Source organism: Peribacillus sp. BM1 (assembly GCF_056679975.1).
The window spans coordinates 1,076,138-1,100,054 of the sequence record NZ_CM155259.1; the positions used below are offsets into that span (position 1 = coordinate 1,076,138).

The 23,917-nt window shown below is 38.1% G+C and carries 22 protein-coding genes; all 22 read left to right on the forward strand.

All coding sequences use genetic code 11. The features are described 5' to 3' along the window. The first annotated feature begins 120 nt into the window (after positions 1–120). The 22 genes from yabG to spoIIE all read left to right on the forward strand — a co-directional run bounded on the left by yabG (position 121) and on the right by spoIIE (position 23,827). Positions 121–999, forward strand: a complete 879-nt coding sequence (gene yabG / locus AC1MGI_RS05185; protein ID WP_480348833.1) for a sporulation peptidase YabG — start codon at positions 121–123, stop codon at positions 997–999. Positions 1,000–1,498: 499 nt separating this feature from the next. After that, positions 1,499–1,750 carry a biofilm formation stimulator Veg gene (gene veg, locus AC1MGI_RS05190; protein WP_028390526.1) on the forward strand — a complete coding sequence of 84 codons (252 nt, stop codon included), beginning with the start codon at positions 1,499–1,501 and terminating at the stop codon, positions 1,748–1,750. A gap of 285 nt (positions 1,751–2,035) precedes the next feature. Beyond that, positions 2,036–2,212: a small, acid-soluble spore protein, alpha/beta type gene (locus tag AC1MGI_RS05195; protein WP_028390525.1), complete on the forward strand. Its 177-nt coding sequence runs from the start codon at positions 2,036–2,038 to the stop codon at positions 2,210–2,212. Between the two features lie 295 nt (positions 2,213–2,507). Beyond that, a complete protein-coding gene (gene ispE, locus AC1MGI_RS05200; RefSeq protein WP_062187751.1) occupies positions 2,508–3,377 on the forward strand; it encodes a 4-(cytidine 5'-diphospho)-2-C-methyl-D-erythritol kinase in 870 nt (289 codons plus the stop codon). A 59-nt stretch (positions 3,378–3,436) separates the two neighbouring features. After that, positions 3,437–4,255, forward strand: coding sequence for a pur operon repressor (gene purR, locus AC1MGI_RS05205; RefSeq protein ID WP_062187749.1), 819 nt, complete (start codon positions 3,437–3,439; stop codon positions 4,253–4,255). Positions 4,256–4,275: 20 nt separating this feature from the next. Continuing rightward, positions 4,276–4,650 (forward strand): RidA family protein, encoded by a 375-nt coding sequence (locus AC1MGI_RS05210; RefSeq protein ID WP_480348834.1) that lies wholly within the window; start codon positions 4,276–4,278, stop codon positions 4,648–4,650. A gap of 329 nt (positions 4,651–4,979) precedes the next feature. Next, the gene (gene spoVG / locus AC1MGI_RS05215) at positions 4,980–5,276 is read left to right on the forward strand and encodes a septation regulator SpoVG (protein WP_028390521.1); all 297 of its coding nucleotides are present in this window, start codon (positions 4,980–4,982) and stop codon (positions 5,274–5,276) included. A gap of 518 nt (positions 5,277–5,794) precedes the next feature. Continuing rightward, positions 5,795–7,168, forward strand: coding sequence for a bifunctional UDP-N-acetylglucosamine diphosphorylase/glucosamine-1-phosphate N-acetyltransferase GlmU (glmU, locus tag AC1MGI_RS05220; protein WP_480348835.1), 1,374 nt, complete (start codon positions 5,795–5,797; stop codon positions 7,166–7,168). Positions 7,169–7,183: 15 nt separating this feature from the next. Next, positions 7,184–8,137 carry a ribose-phosphate diphosphokinase gene (locus tag AC1MGI_RS05225; protein WP_062187744.1) on the forward strand — a complete coding sequence of 318 codons (954 nt, stop codon included), beginning with the start codon at positions 7,184–7,186 and terminating at the stop codon, positions 8,135–8,137. A gap of 133 nt (positions 8,138–8,270) precedes the next feature. Beyond that, a complete protein-coding gene (locus AC1MGI_RS05230) occupies positions 8,271–8,915 on the forward strand; it encodes a 50S ribosomal protein L25/general stress protein Ctc (RefSeq protein WP_480348836.1) in 645 nt (214 codons plus the stop codon). 529 nt (positions 8,916–9,444) lie between these two features. Further along, positions 9,445–10,008 carry an aminoacyl-tRNA hydrolase gene (gene pth / locus AC1MGI_RS05235; RefSeq protein WP_480348837.1) on the forward strand — a complete coding sequence of 188 codons (564 nt, stop codon included), beginning with the start codon at positions 9,445–9,447 and terminating at the stop codon, positions 10,006–10,008. A gap of 85 nt (positions 10,009–10,093) precedes the next feature. Next, positions 10,094–10,324, forward strand: a complete 231-nt coding sequence (fin, locus tag AC1MGI_RS05240; RefSeq protein WP_480348838.1) for an anti-sigma-F factor Fin — start codon at positions 10,094–10,096, stop codon at positions 10,322–10,324. 318 nt (positions 10,325–10,642) lie between these two features. After that, positions 10,643–14,179, forward strand: coding sequence for a transcription-repair coupling factor (gene mfd, locus AC1MGI_RS05245; protein WP_480348839.1), 3,537 nt, complete (start codon positions 10,643–10,645; stop codon positions 14,177–14,179). 179 nt (positions 14,180–14,358) lie between these two features. Continuing rightward, positions 14,359–14,895, forward strand: coding sequence for a stage V sporulation protein T (spoVT, locus tag AC1MGI_RS05250; protein ID WP_480349707.1), 537 nt, complete (start codon positions 14,359–14,361; stop codon positions 14,893–14,895). Positions 14,896–15,233: 338 nt separating this feature from the next. Then, positions 15,234–16,841, forward strand: coding sequence for a putative polysaccharide biosynthesis protein (locus AC1MGI_RS05255; protein ID WP_480348840.1), 1,608 nt, complete (start codon positions 15,234–15,236; stop codon positions 16,839–16,841). Position 16,842: 1 nt separating this feature from the next. After that, on the forward strand, positions 16,843–18,312 hold the full coding sequence (gene yabN, locus AC1MGI_RS05260) for a bifunctional methyltransferase/pyrophosphohydrolase YabN (protein WP_480348841.1): 1,470 nt from the start codon (positions 16,843–16,845) through the stop codon (positions 18,310–18,312). A 24-nt stretch (positions 18,313–18,336) separates the two neighbouring features. Continuing rightward, the gene (locus tag AC1MGI_RS05265) at positions 18,337–18,600 is read left to right on the forward strand and encodes an RNA-binding S4 domain-containing protein (RefSeq protein ID WP_049683512.1); all 264 of its coding nucleotides are present in this window, start codon (positions 18,337–18,339) and stop codon (positions 18,598–18,600) included. 82 nt (positions 18,601–18,682) lie between these two features. Further along, entirely contained in the window at positions 18,683–18,991 is a 309-nt protein-coding gene (gene yabP / locus AC1MGI_RS05270; protein ID WP_062187730.1) for a sporulation protein YabP, read from the forward strand. Beyond that, positions 18,988–19,620: a spore cortex biosynthesis protein YabQ gene (gene yabQ / locus AC1MGI_RS05275; protein ID WP_480348842.1), complete on the forward strand. Its 633-nt coding sequence runs from the start codon at positions 18,988–18,990 to the stop codon at positions 19,618–19,620. Before yabP ends, yabQ begins: the two co-directional genes overlap by 4 nt. 15 nt (positions 19,621–19,635) lie before the next feature. Further along, on the forward strand, positions 19,636–20,022 hold the full coding sequence (locus AC1MGI_RS05280; protein WP_480348843.1) for an FtsB family cell division protein: 387 nt from the start codon (positions 19,636–19,638) through the stop codon (positions 20,020–20,022). A gap of 79 nt (positions 20,023–20,101) precedes the next feature. Further along, complete coding sequence (locus tag AC1MGI_RS05285) at positions 20,102–20,557, forward strand: S1 domain-containing RNA-binding protein (protein ID WP_062187724.1); 456 nt, start codon at positions 20,102–20,104, stop codon at positions 20,555–20,557. Positions 20,558–21,355: 798 nt separating this feature from the next. Then, entirely contained in the window at positions 21,356–23,827 is a 2,472-nt protein-coding gene (spoIIE, locus tag AC1MGI_RS05290; RefSeq protein ID WP_480348844.1) for a stage II sporulation protein E, read from the forward strand. Positions 23,828–23,917 lie beyond the last annotated feature (90 nt).

Here is a 23,917-nt window from a genome sequence, read left to right on the forward strand (position 1 = left end):
GCTTGCGCTTTTTTATAATACAAATCGTATGGATATTTCACCAATCGAGATAAGCCCGCATAGTGTAATAGGAATGAAAATCTGACAAGACTTGGTGTTATCTTGTCTCGAGGTGAGAGCATGAATGTACAAGTGAATGATATTGTCGGACGATCATCTTATCGATGTGACATCTTATTCAGAGTGATTGACATACGTTTAGTGGATGGCGAGCAGGTTGCGATTCTTTATGGCGAGGATATTCGCTTAATTGCAGACGCCCCTTTTGACGATTTAATTAGGATTAATGATGAAGAAAAGCAAACCCGACAAAAAACAAGTGAAGCTCTCCAAGAGCAATCGTATCATTTATTTAGCCAAGATAAACAGTTACAAACAGAGAAAAGCAATTACCAATCAAGTGATGGGTATCGGTATAATGGGGAGTATTTTCAAATTCCGGGGAAAGTGCTGCATGTTGATGGGGACGCCTCTTATTTAAATAAATGCCTCACATTATATGAAAAGATTGGAATTCCAGTAAAGGGAATTTATTGTAATGAGAAAGAAATGCCTAACCGCATTGGTAGTCTTATTGATCAATATCGTCCGGACATCCTAGTCATAACGGGGCATGATGCTTATTCGAAGTCCAAAGGCCCATCCCATGACATAAATGCTTATCGCCACTCCAAGCATTTCGTGCAGACAGTGAGGGAAGCAAGAAATAAAGTCGCACACCTTGACCAACTCGTTATCTTTGCTGGAGCCTGTCAATCACACTTTGAATCATTAATTCAAGCAGGTGCTAATTTTGCAAGTTCGCCATCCAGAGTGAATATACATGCATTGGATCCGGTGTATATAGTCGCTAAAATTAGTTTCACGTCTTTTACCGACAATATTCATGTATGGGATGTGCTTAGAAATACATTAACTGGAGAAAAGGGACTCGGCGGTATTGAAACGAGGGGCGTCCTTAGAACTGGTATGCCTTATAATATCAATAAAGATGAATAAAGCTGCATCTCATTGTATGCAGCTTGTTTTTATTTAGCTAAATATGCTTGTCTGAATCCCATGAGACGGGGGAATTATAATAGCTATTCTTCTTATTCTAAGGCGCCTTGTGGATGAAGGACAGAGGGGATAGCGTTTCTTGTACTTAAACGGTTTTAAAAATTAAATGGAAAATTTACTTGGGTTTCAAGTGGAAATTTCTAAAATGTGACTCAGTTTTACAATCGTATTGAAGTTCGCTTTCTTGTGTTCAGCCTTCCTTCAAACTATATCGTGGCGTTTTAATGTAGCGCCATATTGCTTCGTATGGGCAAGATCGGAAGGAGAATATTGTACATAATTTTTCGAAATTATAGAGATAATAAAAAAAGTATCTAAATTATTACGGATTTGTATAAAAAAATATTGACAAACAAATTTAAATGCTGATATAATTTATTATTTTGTTTGACCTTGTTGCCGGTTTGTGATATACTAAACGTAGTGAGGTGGACCGAAAATGCCAAAAACTTTAGCGGATATTAAAAATTCACTAGACTCCAATTTGGGGAAACGGTTGCTCTTAAAAGCAAACGGCGGAAGAAGAAAAACTGTTGAACGTTTTGGTACGTTAGCAGAGACTTATCCGGCTGTCTTTGTGATTGAGCTCGATCAGGATGAAAATGCGTTCGAAAGAGTATCTTACAGCTATGCAGATGTATTAACAGAAACCGTAGAATTAACATTTTTGAATAAACAGCAAGAAATGTAACTTTAAGCGGCGGCAAACAATTGTTTGCTGCTTTTTTATGTCCTTTAACAGAGACTTCTCAATAAATTTTGCCTCGTATTAACGGGGGCAGTAAGACCCATACTGATTGAAAAACACAAGCGGCCTGAACTCTGGAGGGGGAGGACGCATATCAAAAGTCCACAGGATGTAAGTTAGTGGACGTATTAATACGATGAATGCTTTCGATGGATAAATAAGGAGTTCATGTTTTACTTTCGATTGTAGAAACTAATTTTGTGCAACATATAAAAGGGGCTGATTCGTTTGGGCAGAAGAAAAGGCATCATGTCACCAGGTCTTAAAGAAGAGTTGGCTAAAGAATTAGGATTTTATGATGTTGTCCAAAAAGAAGGCTGGGGAGGAATACGTGCACGTGATGCAGGTAATATGGTTAAACTTGCTATCGAAATGGCGGAGCGCCAATTGATGGAGAAAAGATAATCAAGCATGGCTGAATGCATTTGTACCGAACACTTAATCAATCATTGTTGCACATAAGATAATAAAGCCAGACCCTTTATCCACATATGGTGTCTAACAAAATGTTGGATGGCCAATATGGATAGGTCTGGCTTTTTATAAACTTCTCCTCCATATCACCTTCATAATTTTCCTTATTTTCATTGCGGATTTGAACAGTATGCATTGAAATTACCATGAAAAAACCTTTAGAATGAAAACAAATATGATAAAATAGGACAAGAACTTTAGAAGAACGTAAAAGTAGGTGGAAATATTGAAGCTTATGGAGAAAGCACCAGCTAAGATTAATTTAGCATTGGATGTGCTTTTTAAGCGGCCGGATGGATACCATGAGGTGGAAATGATCATGACGACGGTCGATTTGGCAGATAGAATTGAATTGAAAGAGATCGGTGGAAGTCAAATCGAAATTCTATCACATAATCGTTTTGTCCCGGATGATCATCGGAATTTAGCTTATCAAGCAGCATACGTATTAAAGCAACGATATGGAATTAATACGGGGGTTCAAATTGCTATAGAAAAAAATATCCCAGTAGCAGCCGGCTTGGCTGGAGGAAGCAGTGATGCTGCAGCTACTCTAAGGGGATTAAATAAACTTTGGAATCTGGATTTATCTATGGACGAGCTTGCTGAAATCGGCGCTGAAATTGGCTCAGACGTTTCATTTTGCGTTTATGGCGGTACTGCTTTAGCGAAAGGCAGAGGTGAGAAAATTACTCAGCTGCCAGTTCCACCTAAATGTTGGGTAGTCTTAGCTAAGCCTACCATTGGAGTATCAACAGCTGATATTTATCGAAGGCTCCAGGTTGGGGAGATGGGTCATCCAAACATTAAGGAAATGATCTCTGCGATTGAAAACAATAGCTATGAAAGAGTGTGCAATGGCGTAGGGAATGTACTTGAACAAGTTACGTTACAATTATATCCCGAAGTTGCGAATATTAAGTCGCAAATGAAAACCTTTGGTGCAGATGCGGTGTTGATGAGTGGAAGTGGCCCAACGGTGTTTGGTCTTGTCGAGCATGATTCTCGTATGCAGCGAGTCTATAATGGCTTGCGCGGTTTTTGTGATCAAGTATATGCTGTTCGAATGCTTGGCGATTTAAGCGCTCTTGAATAGAGGCGTACATTAGTGGTATATTTATGATATAATATTCGTTTTTGGTGAGGAGTGTTGAAATGAAATTTAAGCGTAGCGAGAGGCTTATTGATATGACGAATTACTTACTAGCTCATCCTGGTCGCTTGGTGTCGCTCACCTTTTTTGCAGAAAGATATAGTTCGGCAAAGTCATCGATTAGTGAAGATTTAACCATTATTAAAGAGACCTTCGAGCAGAGGGGGATTGGGACGTTAACAACAGTACCTGGGGCTGCTGGTGGTGTTAAATACTTGGTGGGTATAAAGCCAGATGAAGCTACTGCTTTTATCGACCACCTTTGTAGTATTATAGCGAGTCCTGAACGTCTGCTACCTGGTGGATATTTATATATGACAGATATCTTGGGTCATCCAGAGACAGTTAATATGATTGGTCGAATTATCGCAGCGGCTTACGCAGATAAGCAGGTAGAAGTAATTATGACCATGGCCACGAAGGGAATTCCGCTTGCATATGCGGTTGCAAATTATTTAAATGTTCCTGTTGTGATTGTTCGGAGAGATAACAAAGTGACAGAAGGGCCTACGGTTAGTATTAATTATGTATCAGGATCTTCTAAACGTATTCAGACAATGGTTCTTTCGAAAAGAAGTCTAGCGGAAGGGTCTAATGTGCTGATTGTCGATGATTTTATGAAAGCCGGTGGGACTGTTAAAGGAATGGTTAGCTTATTAGAAGAGTTCAAAGCGACTCTTGCTGGAATTACTGTTTTCGTTGAGTCAGATGAAATTGAAGAACGTCTCGTTGATCAATTCGTCTCTTTAATAAAACTAACAGAAGTCGATGAACGTGATAAAATAATATCAGTATCAAGAGGTAATTATTTAAATAATTGAATGATAAAGGAGATGGCAAGATGAATTCCATCCATACTAACGAGGCACCTGCTGCAATTGGTCCATATTCACAAGGAATTATCGTCAATAATCTGTTTTTTAGTTCGGGACAAATTCCACTTACAGCAGAAGGGGAAATGGTAACGGGGGATGTAAGAGAACAAACTCACCAAGTATTTAAAAATTTGAAAGCTGTCTTAAGAGAAGCTGATGCTTCCTTGGAAACCGTTATTAAAGCGACGGTTTTTATTAAAAATATGGAAGAATTCGGTAGTGTTAATGAAGTATATGGTGAATATTTTTCAACTCATAAGCCGGCACGTTCTTGTGTAGAGGTAGCTCGACTTCCAAAAGATGCTTTGATTGAAATAGAAGTAGTTGCGCTCGTTAAATAATACGGGCGTTTTTTTTATGGGAAAAGTATCGGGCTTTACAATATGCTTTGGTGTCTAGTACAAGCAGCCTTCCCCCTAATGATGGAAATTTCACTTTATACAAAATTTGTTTTCTTTGTTAGTTGTTAACTTCTTACATAACGTATTCAGGTCTCTTTTTTCTCCATTCGAAAAACACCACTTATTTTACCCTGTTACTAACAGTAAAAGAAAAAAATTCAAAAAATTACATACTTTTTTTAAAAAATCGCATTTAAAAAAAGGAGAATTCACTACCTGTGTTGAATATATATTCTAAGTTTTTAATTAATTCAAGGTGGTGAACAGGAATGGAAGTAACTGACGTAAGATTACGCCGCGTAAATACTGATGGTCGAATGAGGGCTATCGCATCCATTACATTGGATAATGAATTTGTTGTCCATGATATTCGTGTGATTGATGGTAATAATGGTCTTTTTGTGGCAATGCCTAGTAAAAGAACACCGGATGGAGAATTCCGCGATATCGCCCATCCAATTAATTCTTCAACACGTGGTAAAATCCAGGAAGCTGTTTTAGCGGAATATCATCGTTTAGGAGAATTGGAAGTTGAATTAGAAGAAGCAGGAGCAGGAGCTTCATAAATCTTCAATTTAAATGGAAAAGCATCAGGAGCCTACTTCAAAAGTAAGGCTCTTTTTATTATTCTTTCAAAATTCGCTATGAATTTTTCAGCATTCTCCCTCGTTTACTCTTTCATTGTGCATATAGAAAAAATTTCCCCAATAAAATTTGTTAATAGTACTAAAAAAGTCTTTGGAAAGGTATATAATAAAAACAGAATAGCTTGTGACGAATTGAGCAAATGCATTTGATGCTCTAACGTATTGATTGAAGGGTATATCCTATTAAAAATGATACAGTACGATAAACGTGAATGGAATGTGCATTTTTCTGATTTGTCTAGTGAATGCCGTTTCGCCTTTGTAAGAATATTTGTTTGTTTGGCTTTACAAGGTGTGCTGAATTCGACGACGACATTAGGATATGTCAGGACAGCGATGACATATCCTAATGTCGCGTTTGGGCTTTTCTTATTGAAAACTATACTTATTTAAGATATATTTTTTAATGGATAAAAAGGTAAAGATGGAGGCTTGTTATGATGAATCGCTATGCAGTCATTTTGGCAGCAGGACAAGGGACAAGAATGAAATCTAAGCTATACAAAGTCTTGCATCCTGTTTGTGGCAAACCAATGGTCCAGCATGTTGTGGATCAGGTTAGTCAATTGCAAATAAAAGAGATTGTTACTGTTACTGGACATGGGGCACAGAAGGTTCAAGAACAGCTTGGTTCTGCATGTGTGTATGCTTTGCAAGCAGAACAGTTAGGGACGGCGCATGCTGTGATGCAAGCAGATTATGTGCTGGGCGACAAGGACGGAACGACAATTGTTATTTGTGGAGATACGCCGTTAATTAAAGCGGAAACCATGGAAGCTTTGATGAAGATTCATGAAGAAACGAATGCAAAAGCGAGTATTCTAACAGCTCTAGCGACAAACCCGGATGGGTACGGCCGTATCATTCGAAATGAAGCGGGCCATGTTGAGAAAATTGTGGAACACAAAGATGCGAATGAGTTAGAACGCGATGTGAAGGAAATTAATACGGGTACATATTGTTTTGATAACAAGGCTTTATTTACGGCTTTACAAAATGTATCCAATGATAATTCCCAAGGTGAATACTATCTTCCGGATGTTATCGAAATTCTGAAAAAACAGGGTGAGACGGTTACGGCTTATCAAACGGAAGATTTTAATGAGACAATGGGTGTCAATGATCGCGTTGCTTTGTCACAAGCAGAGAAATTGATGCGTCAGCGTATTAACGAAACCCATATGCGAAGCGGTGTGACTATTATTGATCCTGAAAATACGTATATAGAAGCGGATATTACAATTGGCTCGGATACAATCATCTACCCAGGATCGATCATTAAAGGAAACAGCGTGATTGGGAACGATTGTATAATTGGACCTCAAACAGAAGTCGATAACTGCCATATAGGTGACAGTTCAGTTTTGAGACAGTCAGTTGCCGCTGACAGTAGCATTGGTCATCATGTTCATATTGGTCCGTTTGCTCATATCCGCCCGCAATCGGATATTAAGGATGAAGTGAAAATCGGCAACTTTGTTGAAATTAAGAAAACGGTTTTTGGTAAGGGAAGTAAGGCATCACATCTAAGTTACATTGGAGATGCTGAAGTTGGAGAAGATGTAAATATAGGCTGTGGTTCCATTACAGTTAATTACGATGGTTTTAACAAACATTTAACCAAAATTGAAGATGAGGTCTTTATAGGCTGTAATTCTAATTTGGTGGCACCAGTGACTGTAGGAAAAGGGGCGTACGTTGCTGCCGGATCTACGATTACTTCGAATGTACCAGGGAAAGCCTTGTCCATTGCTCGTGCTCGCCAAGTTAATAAGGAAGATTACGTTAAAAACCTGAAATTTAATAAATAACCTGTGGAGGTCATCATGTCAAATCAGTATTTAGATCCAAATTTAAAAGTTTTTTCTTTAAATTCAAACCTTGGTTTAGCGGAAGAAATTGCAGAAGTGATTGGAGTAGGACTTGGGAAGTGCTCTGTTACTCATTTTAGTGATGGTGAAATTCATATTAATATTGAAGAAAGTATCCGTGGCTGTGATGTTTATGTCATCCAATCAACAAGTGATCCTGTTAATGAACATTTGATGGAAGTATTGATTATGATCGATGCTTTAAAACGCGCCTCTGCCAAAACAATTAATATTGTGATGCCGTATTATGGGTATGCTCGTCAAGACCGTAAAGCGCGCGCTCGTGAGCCTATTACAGCTAAGCTTGTCGCTAATTTATTAGAAACAGCTGGCGCACACCGCGTAATTGCATTAGATCTACATGCTCCACAAATCCAAGGGTTCTTTGACATTTTGATTGACCACATGCAGGGTGTACCTATTTTAGCCGATTATTTTGAGGGGAAAGATTTGAAAGATGTCGTCGTTGTCTCTCCTGACCATGGTGGGGTTACACGTGCCCGTAAATTGGCAGAACGCTTAAAAGCACCGATTGCCATTATCGACAAACGTCGACCACGTCCAAATGTGGCAGAGATTATGAATATTGTCGGGAACATTGAAGGGAAAACGGCTATTCTAATTGATGATATCATCGATACAGCTGGGACGATAACTTTAGCAGCTAATGCTCTTATCGAAAATGGGGCGAAGGAAGTGTATGCATGCTGTACACACCCAGTTTTATCAGGGCCGGCTATTGATAGAATCCAAAATTCCAAAATTAAGGAATTAGCCGTAACAAACTCGATTGCTTTATGTGAAGAGAAAAAAATAGATAAAATTGTTCAATTATCAGTAGCTCCATTGATTGCGGAAGCAATTATCCGTGTCCATGAAGAGCAATCTGTTAGTACATTATTTGATTAATATAAAAAACAGCAGGGATTATATTTCCTTGCTGTTTTTTATATTTCCAAAAATACGTTTAGAAGTTTCATTTTAAGGGCAATTTTTATAGAGAGATACTTTGAATTTTGATTAGAAAGGCGGAATGAGATAAATGAGTAATGTATTAGTAGCAAAAGAGCGAGCTAAATCTCAAGGGTCCACATTACGTCAACTAAGATTGAGTGGTGAGATTCCGGCAGTTGTGTACGGTAACAAAAATGAAAGCGCGGCAATCTCAATTAACAGTAACGACTTCTTTAAGACGATTAAAGATGTAGGGAGAAATGGAATTATTTCTTTAGAAGTTGAAGGCCAAAAGAGAAATGTTATGCTTACAGATTATCAGCAAGACCCACTTAAAAATGAGATTTATCACGCTGATTTTCTTATTGTAAATATGTCTACTGAACTGCAAACACATGTAAGGGTTAATCTTGTAGGTGAGTCTTCGGGTGTTAAGGATGGCGGGGTGTTGCAACAATCTGTTCATGAATTGACGATTACCGCTAAGCCAAATGATATTCCTGAAACAATTGACGTAGATGTAACAAGTTTAGCGGTAGGTAGTGTTGTAACAGTGGGGGATGTAAAAGGAAATTATAGGATTACATTTAACCATGATGCTGAAGAGGTCATTGCATCGGTCCTTGCTCCACGACAAGAAGAGGAAATTAATACAGGTGAGCAGCAAGATGGTGGTACTCCTAATAATGAAGAAGGTCGTGAAACAAAAGCTTCACATGAATCTAAAGCATAAGATTTGTCGTATATTTTGATAACTGTTCGACAGAATTCTTGCATATCAAACATTCTGCTCATGATATAATAGACGTAACCGATAAAGGTTGCGTTCTTTTTTGTTTTAAAGGAAAAAAGGACATTTATGATAGTAGGACTTATACCGCTTGCAACGATCTGTAGATATAAGGTAAAATTTTTATATAACGTATAGAAATTTAGTGTACTGCAACCAAGGGGCAGTGACGGCTATTTCTGTGGAATAAAAAGGGACAAAGCTTCACGAAATCAGTTCTGCACTGCCACTTTCATAAGGTAATACAGTTTTTAGAACCTGTATCTTTTTCGTCGATGGGTTTTAGAGCAGATGCTCATGGATGTTTCTTATAAAATGAAACTTCAATCAGTGGGGGGGGCATCGCCCACTGATTGTTAGTTGAACCAATCGGGCTTTTACGGACAGTTATCCCCCATCTACGCTTCTTCGATTCCTCTAAGCTTTTGAGGTGGGGGCTTTCCGTTAATGCGGGATAAATGGAGTGTGAAGTATGAAATTAATCGTTGGGCTGGGGAATCCCGGCAGACAATATGATAAAACGAGACATAATATAGGGTTTGAAGTGATAGATGAACTTTCGAAAAAGTGGTCCATTCCTTTAGATCAAGCAAAGCATAAAGGAATTTATGGTAGCGGCTCGGTAAATGGTGAAAGAGTCTTGTTGCTAAAGCCACTTACATATATGAATTTATCAGGAGAATCCATTTCGGCTGTTATGAACTTCTTTAAGCTTGAGGTTGATGATCTAGTCATTCTATATGATGATTTAGATTTGCCTGTTGGTAGAATTCGCTTGCGTCAAAAGGGCAGTGCAGGTGGGCATAATGGAATTAAATCAACAATTGCTCATCTTGGTATGCAGGAATTCAACCGAATCAGAATCGGTATCGGTCGACCAGAGGGGAGAATTCCTGTGTCTGACTATGTATTAGGTCGATTTACGGAAGAAGAGTGGACAAAGATTGGAGCGATAATTGAAAAAAGCGCCCAGGCATGCGAGGAATGGTTGAAGTCTCCATTCTTACAAGTTATGAATGAGTATAATCAATCATAATGCTAAAAAAATTCTGGAGACTGAATAATTTCCCCCTATTTAGGCCAATAATAAGGGTAATCTTTCTAAATTAGGGGGTTAGTTTATGGCTCTCCATTATACATGTAGGCATTGTGGCACGCAGATTGGTACGATAAGTGATACGATACTACATTCAGAGCAGCTGGGTCTTACCCAACTTAATGATGAAGAACGGCAAGATATGATTGCTTATGATTCAGTGGGGAATGTACATGTGAAAGCAATTTGCGAAGATTGTCACGAAGCATTGCAAAGAAACCCTGACTTGCATCAAAATGATTATATAATTCATTAAGCGGAAGTAAGCTTTGGATCGAAATCCAAAGCATTTTTCCGTTTCGGTGATTTTTGATTTTTTTAAAAGAAATATATATAAGTGCGTGTTCAAAAAGGAGGATACAAAGAGCTGAGCAGTTCGAGGAACGATTTTCTCTAACCTTTCGCGTATGTAGTAATACGTGAGGACCGGACTTGCACAGGATGTGCTGACTTCTGTGTTGCGCACAGGACGTGCGCGATCTTAACAGAAGGTCAAAAATGAGCTTTTTTATCGGACTTTTTGAACATCCCCTATAAGCACATAAAATAGTCAGAAAAGGGAGGAGAAGGTGATATGAATGGTTTACAAAATTTGTTCTCCAAACATAATGAAGTCCATTCGTTAATTACTGGGATAAATGAAGGATTGAAGGAACAATTAGTTTCTGGATTATCAGGTTCATCCCGCTCGATGTTAATCGCTGCATTATACGAGGAAACTGAAAGACCTTTGCTAGTTGTTACACATAATCTATTGCAGGCCCAGAAGCTTCAGGAGGATTTGGTGAACTTTATTCCAGAAGAGGAGTTGTTTATTTATCCTGCGAATGAATTAATTGCAGCCGAGCTGAGTGTGGCGAGTCCTGAGTTGAGAGCGCAACGTATAGAGGCTTTAAATTATTGGTCACATGCCGAAAAAGGAGTTGTCATCGTCCCGATACCGGGCTTGCGAAAAATGCTGCCATCAAAAGAATTATGGCAGAAGTATCAATTACATTTTTCATTAGGTACAGATGTTGATTTAGCTAGCTTATTACACACTTTCATTTCCATGGGGTATTCCAGGTCGGAAATGGTGTCATCTCCTGGTGAATTTAGCTTGAGAGGCGGGATTATTGATATTTATCCGATAACAGAGCCCAATCCAATTCGGATTGAGTTATTTGATACAGAAATTGATTCAATCCGTACGTTTTCTCTTGAAAATCAACGTTCACTTAATAAACTTGACCATGTAAAGATTGGCCCGGTGACTGAAAGTCTATTGGAGTCTGAACATTATGAAAGAATCATCGAATCACTTGATGGTAAATTAAGCAAAAGTTTAACAAAGATAAAAAATGATAAGGCTAAGGAACAAATGCTGCAAACGATTTCGTACGAGTTAGAGCAGTTGAAAACGGGGAAAAAACCCGACCAAGTCTTTAAATATTTAAGTCTTGCTTATGAAAATCCTACTAGTTTGCTAGATTACATGCCGGGTAATGGGCTGATTATCCTTGATGAAATTAGTCGAATTCAGGAGATTAACGATACACTTGAAAAAGAGGAGGCGGAATGGTACACAAGTTTGCTCGAAGCGGGACAAATTGTTCATGATATACAAATCTCGCATAAGCTCCCTGAGCTTTTCGCGCAATCAAAGCAAAAGTTGATTTACTTATCATTATTTTTGCGTCATGTACCGCATACAAACCCACAAAATATTTTGAATTTCACATGTAAGCAAATGCAAAATTTTCATGGACAAATGAATGTTTTTAAAACTGAAATAGACCGTTGGAAAAAAGGAAAATATGCAGTTGTCATTTTAGGTCCTGACAATGAACGGGTAAAAAAGCTAGTAGGTGTTTTGGCAGATTATGATATTGAAGCTGCGGAACTTTCTGATTCGAGCAAGATATTACCGGGAAGGGTTCAAATTCTCAAAGGCAGTCTGAACACAGGATTTGAATTACCACTTCAAAAATATGCGGTGATCACGGAGCAGGAATTATTTAATAAAAAATCGAAAAAGTCGACAAGACGTCAAAAGCTCTCAAATGCTGAACGGATTAAAAGCTATTCAGAATTGAAAGTGGGAGACTATGTGGTTCATATTAACCACGGGATAGGAAAATACCTAGGTATCGAGACGCTTTCGATTAATGGCATTCATAAGGATTATTTGCATCTTCGCTATCAAGCTGATGATAAATTATATGTACCAGTAGATCAGATTAATCTAGTTCAAAAATATGTAGGCTCAGAAGGTAAGGAACCGAAGCTCTATAAATTGGGTGGAAGCGATTGGAAGCGAGTAAAAAACAAAGTTCAATCCTCTGTTCAAGATATAGCAGATGATCTTATTAAATTATATGCAGAGCGGGAAGAAGCAAAGGGATATGCCTTCTCTCCAGACGGGGATATGCAACGTGAATTTGAAAGTGCATTTGCCTATAACGAAACCGATGATCAGCTACGTTCCATACATGAGATAAAAATAGACATGGAACGTGAAAGACCGATGGATCGTTTGTTGTGTGGTGATGTGGGATATGGAAAGACAGAAGTGGCGATTCGTGCTGCCTTCAAAGCAATGGCTGATGGAAAACAAGTAGCCTTTCTAGTACCAACGACAATCCTTGCTCAGCAACACTTTGAAACACTTCGTGAACGATTCCAAGACTATCCGATTAATATTGGGCTATTGAGCCGTTTCCGAACAAGGAAGCAGCAAACCGAAACGATGAAAGGCCTGAAAGCAGGCACGATTGATATTGTTGTCGGAACGCACCGACTGTTATCAAAGGATATTGAATATCGTGATCTCGGCTTACTTATTATTGATGAAGAACAACGCTTTGGTGTTACACATAAAGAGAAAATCAAGAAGCTTAAAACAAATGTAGATGTATTGACGTTAACAGCGACGCCTATTCCGCGCACGTTGCATATGTCCATGCTTGGTGTTAGGGATTTATCTGTCATTGAAACTCCACCGGAGAACCGTTTTCCAATCCAGACCTATGTGATGGAGTACAACGGTGTTTTAGTTACCGAGGCAATTGAAAGAGAGATGGCAAGAGGGGGACAAGTTTACTTTCTGTATAATCGGGTAGAGGATATAGCTAGAAAGGCAGAAGAAATTTCCATGTTAGTGCCAGATGCCCGAGTCACCTATGCTCATGGCCGTATGACAGAACAAGAATTAGAAGCGGTCATGTTTGGTTTCCTAGAAGGCGAGTACGATGTGTTAGTCAGTACAACAATTATCGAAACCGGTGTTGATATTCCAAATGTGAATACATTAATTGTACATGACGCTGATCGAATGGGGCTTTCTCAGCTTTATCAGCTAAGGGGCCGAGTAGGACGTTCAAATCGGATTGCCTATGCATTTTTTACCTATCGAAAGGACAAGGTCTTGACGGAAGTAGCTGAGAAGCGTCTTCAATCGATTAAAGAATTTACAGAACTAGGTTCAGGTTTCAAAATTGCCATGCGTGATTTATCGATCCGAGGAGCAGGAAACTTGTTAGGGTCTCAGCAACACGGCTTCATTGATTCTGTTGGATTCGACTTATTCTCGGAAATGCTCAAAGAAGCTGTGGAAGCAAAAAGGAATGATAAACCGGCTGAAGAGAAATCAACACTTGAAATCGATGTGGATGTGGATGCATATATCCCTGATACGTATATTTCTGATGGACATCTAAAGATCGAAATGTATAAACGATTTAGAGGTATCTCTTCCCTAGAGGATTTAGATGAATTGAAAGAAGAAATCGTCGATCGTTTTGGGGACTATCCACCGGAAGTAGCCTATTTATTGTTAATTTCAGAAATTAAAGTGTATGCCAGTCTTGCATCTGTTGAAAGCATTAAGCAATTGAAGCAGGAAATCACAATTTTTATCTCAGAACAAGAAAGCAGTAAAATCGATGGACAAAAAGTATTCCTTTTGAGCTCGAAGTTTGGTCGTGCAGTTGGACTAGGTATGGAGGGGAATCGAATGAAGCTTGTGCTTCATCTAAAAGGTATGGACCATGACAAATGGTTAAGCATCCTATTCGAACTAGTGATGGGTCTACAGCATGTTAATAAAGAAAATCAAACGATGAATCAATAATTAGGAGAAATGGGTAAATCGTCGATAAAGTAATTTTTTAAGGAAATAAAGAAAAATTTTTTCAAAGTGTATAGAACTTTCCATTAGAAAAATACTATATTCAAGGTCGATGATGATTTTGTCTTAAATACGAAGTCATTATTAGGAAATCAATTTTGATGAAAGTGAGGCAACATAAGATGAAAGCAACTGGTATAGTTCGCCGAATTGATGATTTAGGAAGAGTGGTAATCCCGAAAGAAATTCGCAGAACCCTGCGTATTCGTGAAGGAGATCCCTTGGAAATCTTTGTAGACCGAGATGGAGAAGTTATTTTAAAAAAATATTCACCGATTAGTGAACTAGGAGACTTTGCAAAGGAATATGCAGAGGCCTTGTTTGATAGCTTGGGTAATCCTGTATTAATTTGTGACCGTGATACATATATCACAGTTGCAGGAGGCTCAAAAAAAGATTATTTAAACAAAAATGTAAGTGATTTTATTGAAAAAACGATGGATGATCGTAACTCAGTGATCAATACAGCAAAATCACAAGTCTCATTTGTCGATTCTAATGATGAAGAAGTTCAATCATATACAGTGGCTCCTATTGTTGCTAATGGAGATCCAATTGGAGCTGTTGTGATCTTCTCTAAAGAAGAAACGGTAGGAGAAGTAGAACATAAAGCGGTAGAAACAGCAGCAAGCTTCTTAGCTAAACAAATGGAACAATAATATAAGACAGGCATTATACAAATATCAAAAAGGACGGCGTGCTGCTGTCCTTTTTATGTGTTTGGAAACTAAAAAAGGAACTGACAGTAGAACAGGACTAACCATCAGTGGGGATGAAAAGCCCCACTGATAGAAGTTTCAGTTTATCCCGGTTTAACAGGCTGTAATAATCCTACCTCAACCTTTGTTGGAGAATTAGGGAAGAATAGGTAGTGATTAAACAGCTTGTAAAGCCCCGATTGGTTCAACTAACCATAAGTGGGGATAAAAGCCCCCACTGATAGAAGTTTCACTTTATGCTATAATACAACCACATATGTGTGGAAGGGGTTCTTTAGATGGTTGGAGGGCCTTTGAAGACAACAAGAGAGCTCGTACGAGGAGCGTTAATATTAAGTATAGCCAGCCTTATCGTGAAGGTATTAAGTGCAGCTTATCGCATTCCATATCAAAATATAGCTGGAGATATAGGTTTTTATATTTATCAGCAAGTGTATCCCTTTTATGGGATTGTTCTAACATTGTCAACTGTGGGGTTTCCTGCGGTCATATCAAAGTTGCTGGCAGAAAGTAATGATTCTGAAGAAGGTTTTTCTGCTAACGAAATTCTTATGAGTTCGTTGGTTATACTTGGAGCATTAGGAATAGTGATGTTTGGTGGCCTATTTTTCTTTGCAGATTCAATTACAGCTGTTATGGGTGATCCACAGTTAACAGGGCTCTTGAGAATCATCGCGTTTTCTTTTTTACTAATGCCTGCTACTTCAGTAATCAGGGGGTATTATCAAGGACAAGGAAATATGATTCCAACTGCCTTATCCCAAGTATTCGAGCAACTCATAAGAGTCGCTACTATCTTGTTGCTGTCATTAATCCTTATTCGACACGGTTCTTCCTTATATGAAGCGGGTACAGGTGCTGTTTTTGGCTCTGTAACAGGGGGGGGAACAGGTTTATTCATTCTTTTAGGTTTCATTATTTTAAGAAAAGAATGGTTGAACCTGAAAAAGGCACCTTTGGAATTTAGGAATTTCCCATTCATCATGAAAGCTCTAATCTTTCAAGGTTTTTCTTTTTGCATGACAGGGTTAATTCTCGTACTCATTCAGCTTGTCGATTCTCTGCAACTTTATAATCTATTGCGAGAATTTGGCTTAGGTGCTACTGAGGCAAAAGAGTGGAAAGGTGTATACGACCGTGGTCAGCCGCTTATCCAGCTTGGAACGGTTATTGCTACGTCCCTATCACTGACAATGATCCCGATCATCTCTTTCGCTATGAAAAAAAGGGATAAGGAGGAGCTGGTAAATAAAATAAGTCTTACATTAAAAGTTAGTGCCTCTGTTGGAGTCGCTGCTTCTAGTGGATTAATTTGCCTGATTAAACCGATAAATATCATGCTATTCACTGACATGAAAGGATCTGGTACTCTGGCGATATTAGCCGTCTCCATTTTGTTTACATCGGTTATTATGGCCCAATCGGCAATTGTGCAAAGTATGGGGTATACGTGGGCGCCAGTTGTGGTAGTTGGTTTTGGGCTTGTTTGTAAATGGAGTCTTAACAGACTGCTCGTACCTCATTACTCGATCACAGGAGCGGCTTTTGCAACTGTTCTTAGTTTCGTATTGATGGCGCTACTGCTAGCTATATTTCTACAAACAAAAGTTAGTATGCCTTTGTTTGAAAAAAATAGTGTATATATTATCATAGGAGCAACGGTTACTATGGTTGTGACGTTGATGGTGTATAATCAGCTATTTCAACTTTTCCAACTTTCAGGCCGATCCATTTCTAGTGTCCAAGCTTTAACTGGTGCAAGTCTCGGAGGAATCCTGTTTATATACAGTATCCTTAAGACCGGGCTATTTACAAAGAATGAGCTTCTTCTTCTTCCGTTAGGAGAAAAGCTTGTTACATATTTACATAAAGAGGAGTATCAATAAAATGGTAAATGATATTGTGATAATAGGCCTTGGTGCAGGTAATTTAGACCAGCTTCCTTATGGCATTTATAAAAAACTTAAAGGAGCATCTTCCTGTTTTGTGCGAACGATGGAACATCCCGTCATAAATGAACTGTTGAATGAAGGTGTTTCATTCATCAGCTTTGATGATGTTTATGAAAAGCATGATACATTTGAAAAGGTCTATGAGGAGATCGCCGAGACATTGCTTAAGCAGGCTTCAGTTGAAGCGGTACTCTATGCTGTGCCAGGGCACCCAATGGTTGCTGAAAAAACGGTACAGATTCTTATTGAAGAGGGACCAAAATATGGAATATCTGTTAAAATAGAAGGTGGTCAAAGCTTTCTTGATGCGTTGTTTCAATCAGTGAAGATTGACCCAATTGAAGGATTCCAACTTCTTGATGGAACAGCACTCGAGAAAGACGACTTGCATATCAATCAGCATATGATAATTGGACAAGTATATGATCCGTTTATTGCATCGAATGTTAAGCTGACACTTATGGAAAAATTGCCTGATGATCACGATGTTTATCTTGTTACCGCAGCTGGTAGCGAAATGGAATCGGTAAAAAAACTACCTCTTTATGAGCTCGATCATGAAATGGAATTAAGTAATCTGACGAGTGTCTATGTTCCACCTGTCAAAGAAATAAACAAGCAATACCGAGAATTTTCTACTTTCAGGAAAATTATTGCACAATTAAGAGGACCAAATGGTTGTCCATGGGATATAAAACAAACGCATGAAAGCTTGAAACAGTATTTAATCGAAGAAACGTATGAATTAATTGATGCCATCGACAAACAAGATGAAGATGAAATCATAGCTGAATTAGGAGATGTACTCCTGCAAGTCTTCCTACACGCCCAAATTGGTGAAGACGAGGGGATGTTTACTATTGAAGATGTAATAGAAGGTATCTCTTCAAAAATGATTCGCCGTCATCCACATGTGTTTGGGGATATCGAAGTAAGTGGGGAAGAAGATGTTCTGAGAAATTGGCAGCAAATTAAAAAAGAAGAAAAAGAACAGGCTGGATTTACTAATAAATCATTACTTGACGATGTTGGCAAATCAATTCCTAATTTAATCCGTGCGCATGAATATCAAAAACGAGCAGCAAAAGTAGGCTTTGATTGGAATGAAGTTGCAGAAGCATGGAAAAAGGTTAAAGAAGAAATCATCGAAGTAGAAACGGAAATGGATCAAGGGGATGAGGCTGCTCTAAGAATGGAATTGGGTGATCTATTCTTTGCTCTTGTGAATGTTACCCGTTTTTATGGGATTCAAGCTGAAGAAGCAGTACATGCAGCTAATCAGAAGTTCTATAACCGATTTACATATATTGAAGAGTGTATTCAAAATGAGAGAAAAGAATTTGCTGACTATACGCTTAATGAGCTTGATCAATATTGGGAGGAAGCAAAATCTAAGGGATTATAAGTGAAGGAGAGGATTTTTATGTCGATGAGACTTGATAAGTTTATGAAAATATCACGTTTAATAAAGCGTCGTACACTTGCTAAAGAAGTGGCTGATAAAGGGCGTATTAGTATTAATGGTACTCCAGCTAAGGCAAGTTCCAATGTAAAAGAGGGCGATGAGCTAGCTATTCAATTTGGACAAAAGCGGGTTACGGTCCGAATTGAAAAAATACAGGAGTCAACAAAAAAAGAAGAAGCGGCCAATATGTACACAGTCCTAAAGGAAGAGAAACTAGGTGGCGAGTAAGATAATCGGATCGTCAGGCTTGTTCTAATCTTTGTAAAGCTCACATAAACATGTACAAAACGTTCTATTGTGAGGGATGAAGATGAGCCAATATTATGAGCCAGTCCAAAACAATCAAAAAGCAACAATTCAAGAACATGACGTCACCATGAGAGGACGCCGTTTGCTAGATATTACTGGAGTAAAGCAAGTAGAAAGCTTTGATAATGAAGAATTTCTTCTTGAAACGAGTATGGGTTTTTTATCAATACGCGGGCAAAACTTACAAATGAAAAATTTAGACGTAGAAAAAGGCATTGTATCTATTAAAGGTAAAATTTTCGATCTTGTCTATTTAGATGAGCACACAGGGGAAAAGGCAAAAGGGTTCTTTGGGAAGCTGTTCAAATGACGTTAACCATTCAATTTTATACCTTACTTGCCATGATTGGAATGGGCAGCTGCTTTGGCGCTGCCCTGGATACGTATAACCGTTTTTTAAAGCGGACAAAGCGAAAATCCTGGTTTGTTTTTCTAAATGATTTTCTTTTCTGGATTGTACAGGGCCTAATCATTTTTTATGTGTTATTCTTAATCAATGAAGGGGAGTTTCGTTTCTACCTATTCCTTGCGTTACTTTGTGGGTTTTCTGCATATCAAGCGCTTATGAAAAAGAGCTATCATAAAATTCTAGAAGCCTTCATTACGAGTGTTATTATAACTGCAAAATTTATAAGGCGATCCATTCAACTCTTAGTTTATCAACCGGTAAAATGGTTGGTAACAGGGATTGTATTTTTGATATTTGGTATAGGGAAAATTCTTTTTTCAATTATTAAGTGGATCATTCGCTTAATTTTTATGACTATAAACATAATCTTACGACCTTTTTTCTGGATCTTCCTATTTCTTTGGAATAAGTTGCCGAATGCTGTTACAAAAAACGTCGGTAAGTTTTATAATGAAATTACAGGAATATTTATAAAGATGAAGAAATTTATAAAAGTAATCGTTACGAAATGGAGAAATAAAACAAAGTGAGGGGTGAATAATAGAGTGGATAGCCTCCGAAAAAAGAAAGTGGCGAAAATTGAATCAGACTATGTCCTACAACGTGAGCAGCAAGAGCATACAAATGTAAAAAAGAGACGTGGATTGATTCGACGCCTCACTTTTTATGGAATATGTGTTGCCATTATTTCAGTGTTGGCCGCTATTACGCTTATTTCCCAAGCAGAGGCCCTAGAAAAAGGGACTACAGAAATGGAACAGGTTGAGAGTAAGTTAGCTCAATTAAAAAAGGCAGAAAACCTATTAAAAGAGGAAATTATGAGGCTCGAGGATGATGAGTATATAGCGAAATTGGCAAGGAAGGAATACTTTTTATCTGAAAAAGGGGAGATCATTTTTAATCTGCCTGAAAAAGAAGACGATAGTGACTAATATTGACACTGTTTTTTTCCTTTCGTTATAATATAATATGAAGTGATAGTTAACATTTCTAAGGAGGAACATTTTTTTTATGTCAATTGAAGTAGGCAGCAAGTTACAAGGTAAAGTAACAGGGATTACTAATTTTGGTGCGTTTGTAGAATTACCAGAAGGTTCAACAGGGCTTGTTCATATCAGTGAAGTTGCCGATAACTATGTAAAAGATATCAATGATCATCTTAAAGTCGGTGATGCAGTTGAGGTTAAAGTCATCAACGTTGAAAAAGATGGAAAAATTGGCTTATCTATCAAAAAGGCAAAAGATAAACCTGAGGGACAACCGCAATCTTCTTATTCACAACGTCCACGTCAAGGAAGAGGAAATGATAACCGTTCCAAAGACTCCCGCTCAAAAACAAGTTTCCAACCAAAGGAAAATTTTGAGCAAAAAATGACCCGTTTCCTAAAAGATAGCGAAGACCGCTTAACTTCTCTTAAACGTAGTACAGAAACAAAACGTGGAGGCCGAGGAGGAAGACGCGGATAAACTGCTGCTGAAAAACAATAGTTTAGCAATTTTTCCTTGAAAAATTTTATATAATATAGTAGGCAGGCTTATCATTAAGCTTGCTTTTTTTGTTGCTCAAGAAACTATACGAATATAATTATCCCGGGTTAGCAGGCTGTATTCCCGCTATTGATGGAAGTTTCACTCTGCGTGGATTACATTTTGTCCGTATCTAGCAAAAGTATCCCTACTTTTTAGTCGCGTTTAACCAACCAGTAAAAGAAAATTTGGAATTAAATATAAAAGCGTCCCAGTTGGTTTCTTAATGAAAAGAATATAACTGGGACGCTTCTGCTTATCTACACCGCCTTTTTCACAAATTGACTAAGACACTTATGTCTATTTGATAGCCCCTGGCTTTACGGATAACCGCATGCTCTACCAACTAAGCTATGCCGCTATAATGCCTTAAAGCACAAGCTATATCCTTACAATCGGTAAGGAATAATGTGCACTCCAACCAATGATTTTATGTTGGAATAGCTAGTTTTTTGTAGTCAAGGATCAAAGACAATTTCTCTGATTGTCGTTTCATACTATGAATCACAATATTCTCAGTTTTATTTTCAATGAAAGTATAAAAACCTCCCTTTTATTTAAACGAATTTGAATATAAGGCTTAGTTTTTCAGAGAATGGTTTAAAAATCTGTATGTAATTGAATATTCCTATAGAAAATAGTCGAACGTTTTTAATTAAATTTATAAAATTCTGACAAAATCCGTGTGATACTCTCTTTATAATAAAAAATACTAATATGAATGGGAGTGTTTCATATATGGAAAAGGTTGAACGAAATGTATTGGAGCCCATTGCCGAGGTGCATCTGCAAGGAGCAAAAGCAGGCGCTATTCATTGGATCACTCATCTTCAGACAAAGTTAATAGATATCTTCATAAAACGTGGAATCGTCTTAGCCTTCATTGGTTTCTTATTAGGACGAGCACTTATATTATCGCAATTATCCCCATTTGGATTAGCCTTCTTCGCCGCTGTATTCTTGATGAGGCGAGATCGTGCCCCGTTGGCATTGGTCGGATTAATTATGGGAGCGTTAACAGTTTCTATTTCAAGCAGCCTTACTCTTTTCTCTAGCACGGTGTTATTTTTACTTTTTCACAAGATGAAGAAGTTAAAACCAGAATCTCAAATCAAGGTCATTTCTTTGTATGTATTTCTTTCGTTAGTCATCGTTGGTTTGTCAAAGCAATATATGATTCACCGTACACTTGTATTATATGATGGCATGATGGTAGGAGTAGAAGCGGGTCTTGCGCTAATTCTTACACTCATATTCATACAATCGATTCCTCTCCTTACAGTTAGGAAAAAGTCACAATCTTTAAAGACTGAAGAAATTATCTCGATCATTATATTACTTGCATCGGTTATGACTGGAACAATTGGATGGTCCATGTACGATCTTTCTGTCGAACATATTTTATCACGCTATCTTGTTCTTTTATTTGGACTAGCAGGTGGGGCAGCTATCGGTTCCACAGTTGGGGTAGTTACGGGCCTGATTTTCAGTTTATCTAGTGTAACAAGCTTATTACAAATGAGCTTGCTTGCTTTTTCGGGCTTGCTTGGTGGACTTTTGCGTGATGGAAAAAAGGTAGGTGTTTCAATAGGGTTAGTTATTGCTACCTTACTTATTGGTTTGTACGGGGAGGGATCGAACAATATTACGATCACCTTATATGAAACATTAATTGCTGTGCTCTTGTTTCTTATTACACCAAGTTCCGCAATTGGGAAGATTTCAAAGCACATTCCAGGTACTAATGAACATACGAATGAACAACAGCAGTACATGCGGAAAGTACGAGATGTAACGGCGCAAAGGGTATCACAATTTTCGAATGTATTCGAAGCGCTATCCAATAGCTTTGCACAAATGGATGACCGAGGAGAGGGAGAGGACGATGAAAAGGAACTCGATTACTTCTTAAGCAATGTGACTGAAAGGACGTGCCAGATGTGCTTTAAAAAAGAACAATGCTGGGCAAAGAACTTTGATACAACATATGAGGGGATGCAGGAAATTATGTTTCAATTGAGTGAACATGATGGACAGCTTTCTAAAAAAACTGTGAAGGAATGGGAAAAGCACTGTATTAACAGTCCAAAAGTTATTGCGACGATTTCTCAAGAGCTTCTTTATTATCAAGCCAATAAAAGATTAAAAAGGCAAGTCCAAGAAAGCCGGAGGTTAGTCGCTGATCAATTAAAGGGTGTATCAGCTGTTATGGAAGATTTTGCAAAGGAAATCCAACGAGAACGAATCAATCATCATCAACAGGAAGAGTCCATTATGGAAGCTATTCAGGATTTCGGGTTGCATATCACGAATGTAGAAATCTATAGCCTTGAACAAGGGAATGTCGATATTGAAATGAGTGTTCCATACTGCCAAGGAAGAGGTGAAAGTGAAAAGCTAATTGCACCCATGCTTTCTGATATTCTAGGTGAAACAGTGATTGTTCACTCAGAGGAATGTGCAACTTTCCCTAACGGACAATGTGAAGTCGTTTTCCGTTCAGCTAAGAAGTATACAGTGGAAACAGGAGTGGCTCATGCAGCAAAAGGAGGAGGACTAGTCTCGGGAGACAGTTTTACTACGACGGAAATAGGATTTGGCAAATATGCCATAGCTATTAGTGATGGGATGGGAAATGGGGAAAGAGCTCATTTTGAGAGCACGGAAACGTTAAAACTTCTGCAAAAATTCCTCATGTCGGGTATAGAGGAGAAAATCGCAATTAAATCGGTGAATTCCGTCCTTTCTCTTCGAACGACAGATGAAATTTTTTCAACGTTAGATTTAGTTATGATTGATTTGCAAGATGCACAGGCTAGGTTTTTGAAAATTTGTTCAATACCTAGCTTTATAAAGAGGGGGGATAAAGTAATTAAAATTGAAGCAAGTAATTTGCCAATGGGTATTATTCAGGAATTCGATGTGGATGTTGTTTGTGAAGAGCTGAAGGCAGGGGATATCCTCATTATGATGAGCGATGGGATTTTTGAAGGGCCTACTCATGTGGAGAACTTTGAGTTTTGGATTAAAAGAAAATTGAAGGAACTACAAACAGAAGATCCACAGGAAATTTCTGATTTAATTTTAGAAGAGGTAGTTAGAACGAAAGGGGATATTGATGATGATATGACAGTGGTTACAGCGAAGATTATGCATAATACACCGAAATGGGCATCCATTCCAGTTCAAGCTCATCGGAAAAGGGCATGAAGATCGCACAAGAAGAGGAACTGAATTAAAAGTATAATTTTCTATTTTCTTGTCGAAAATGGTAACAGTATTTTTTCGAGAGGAGTATGA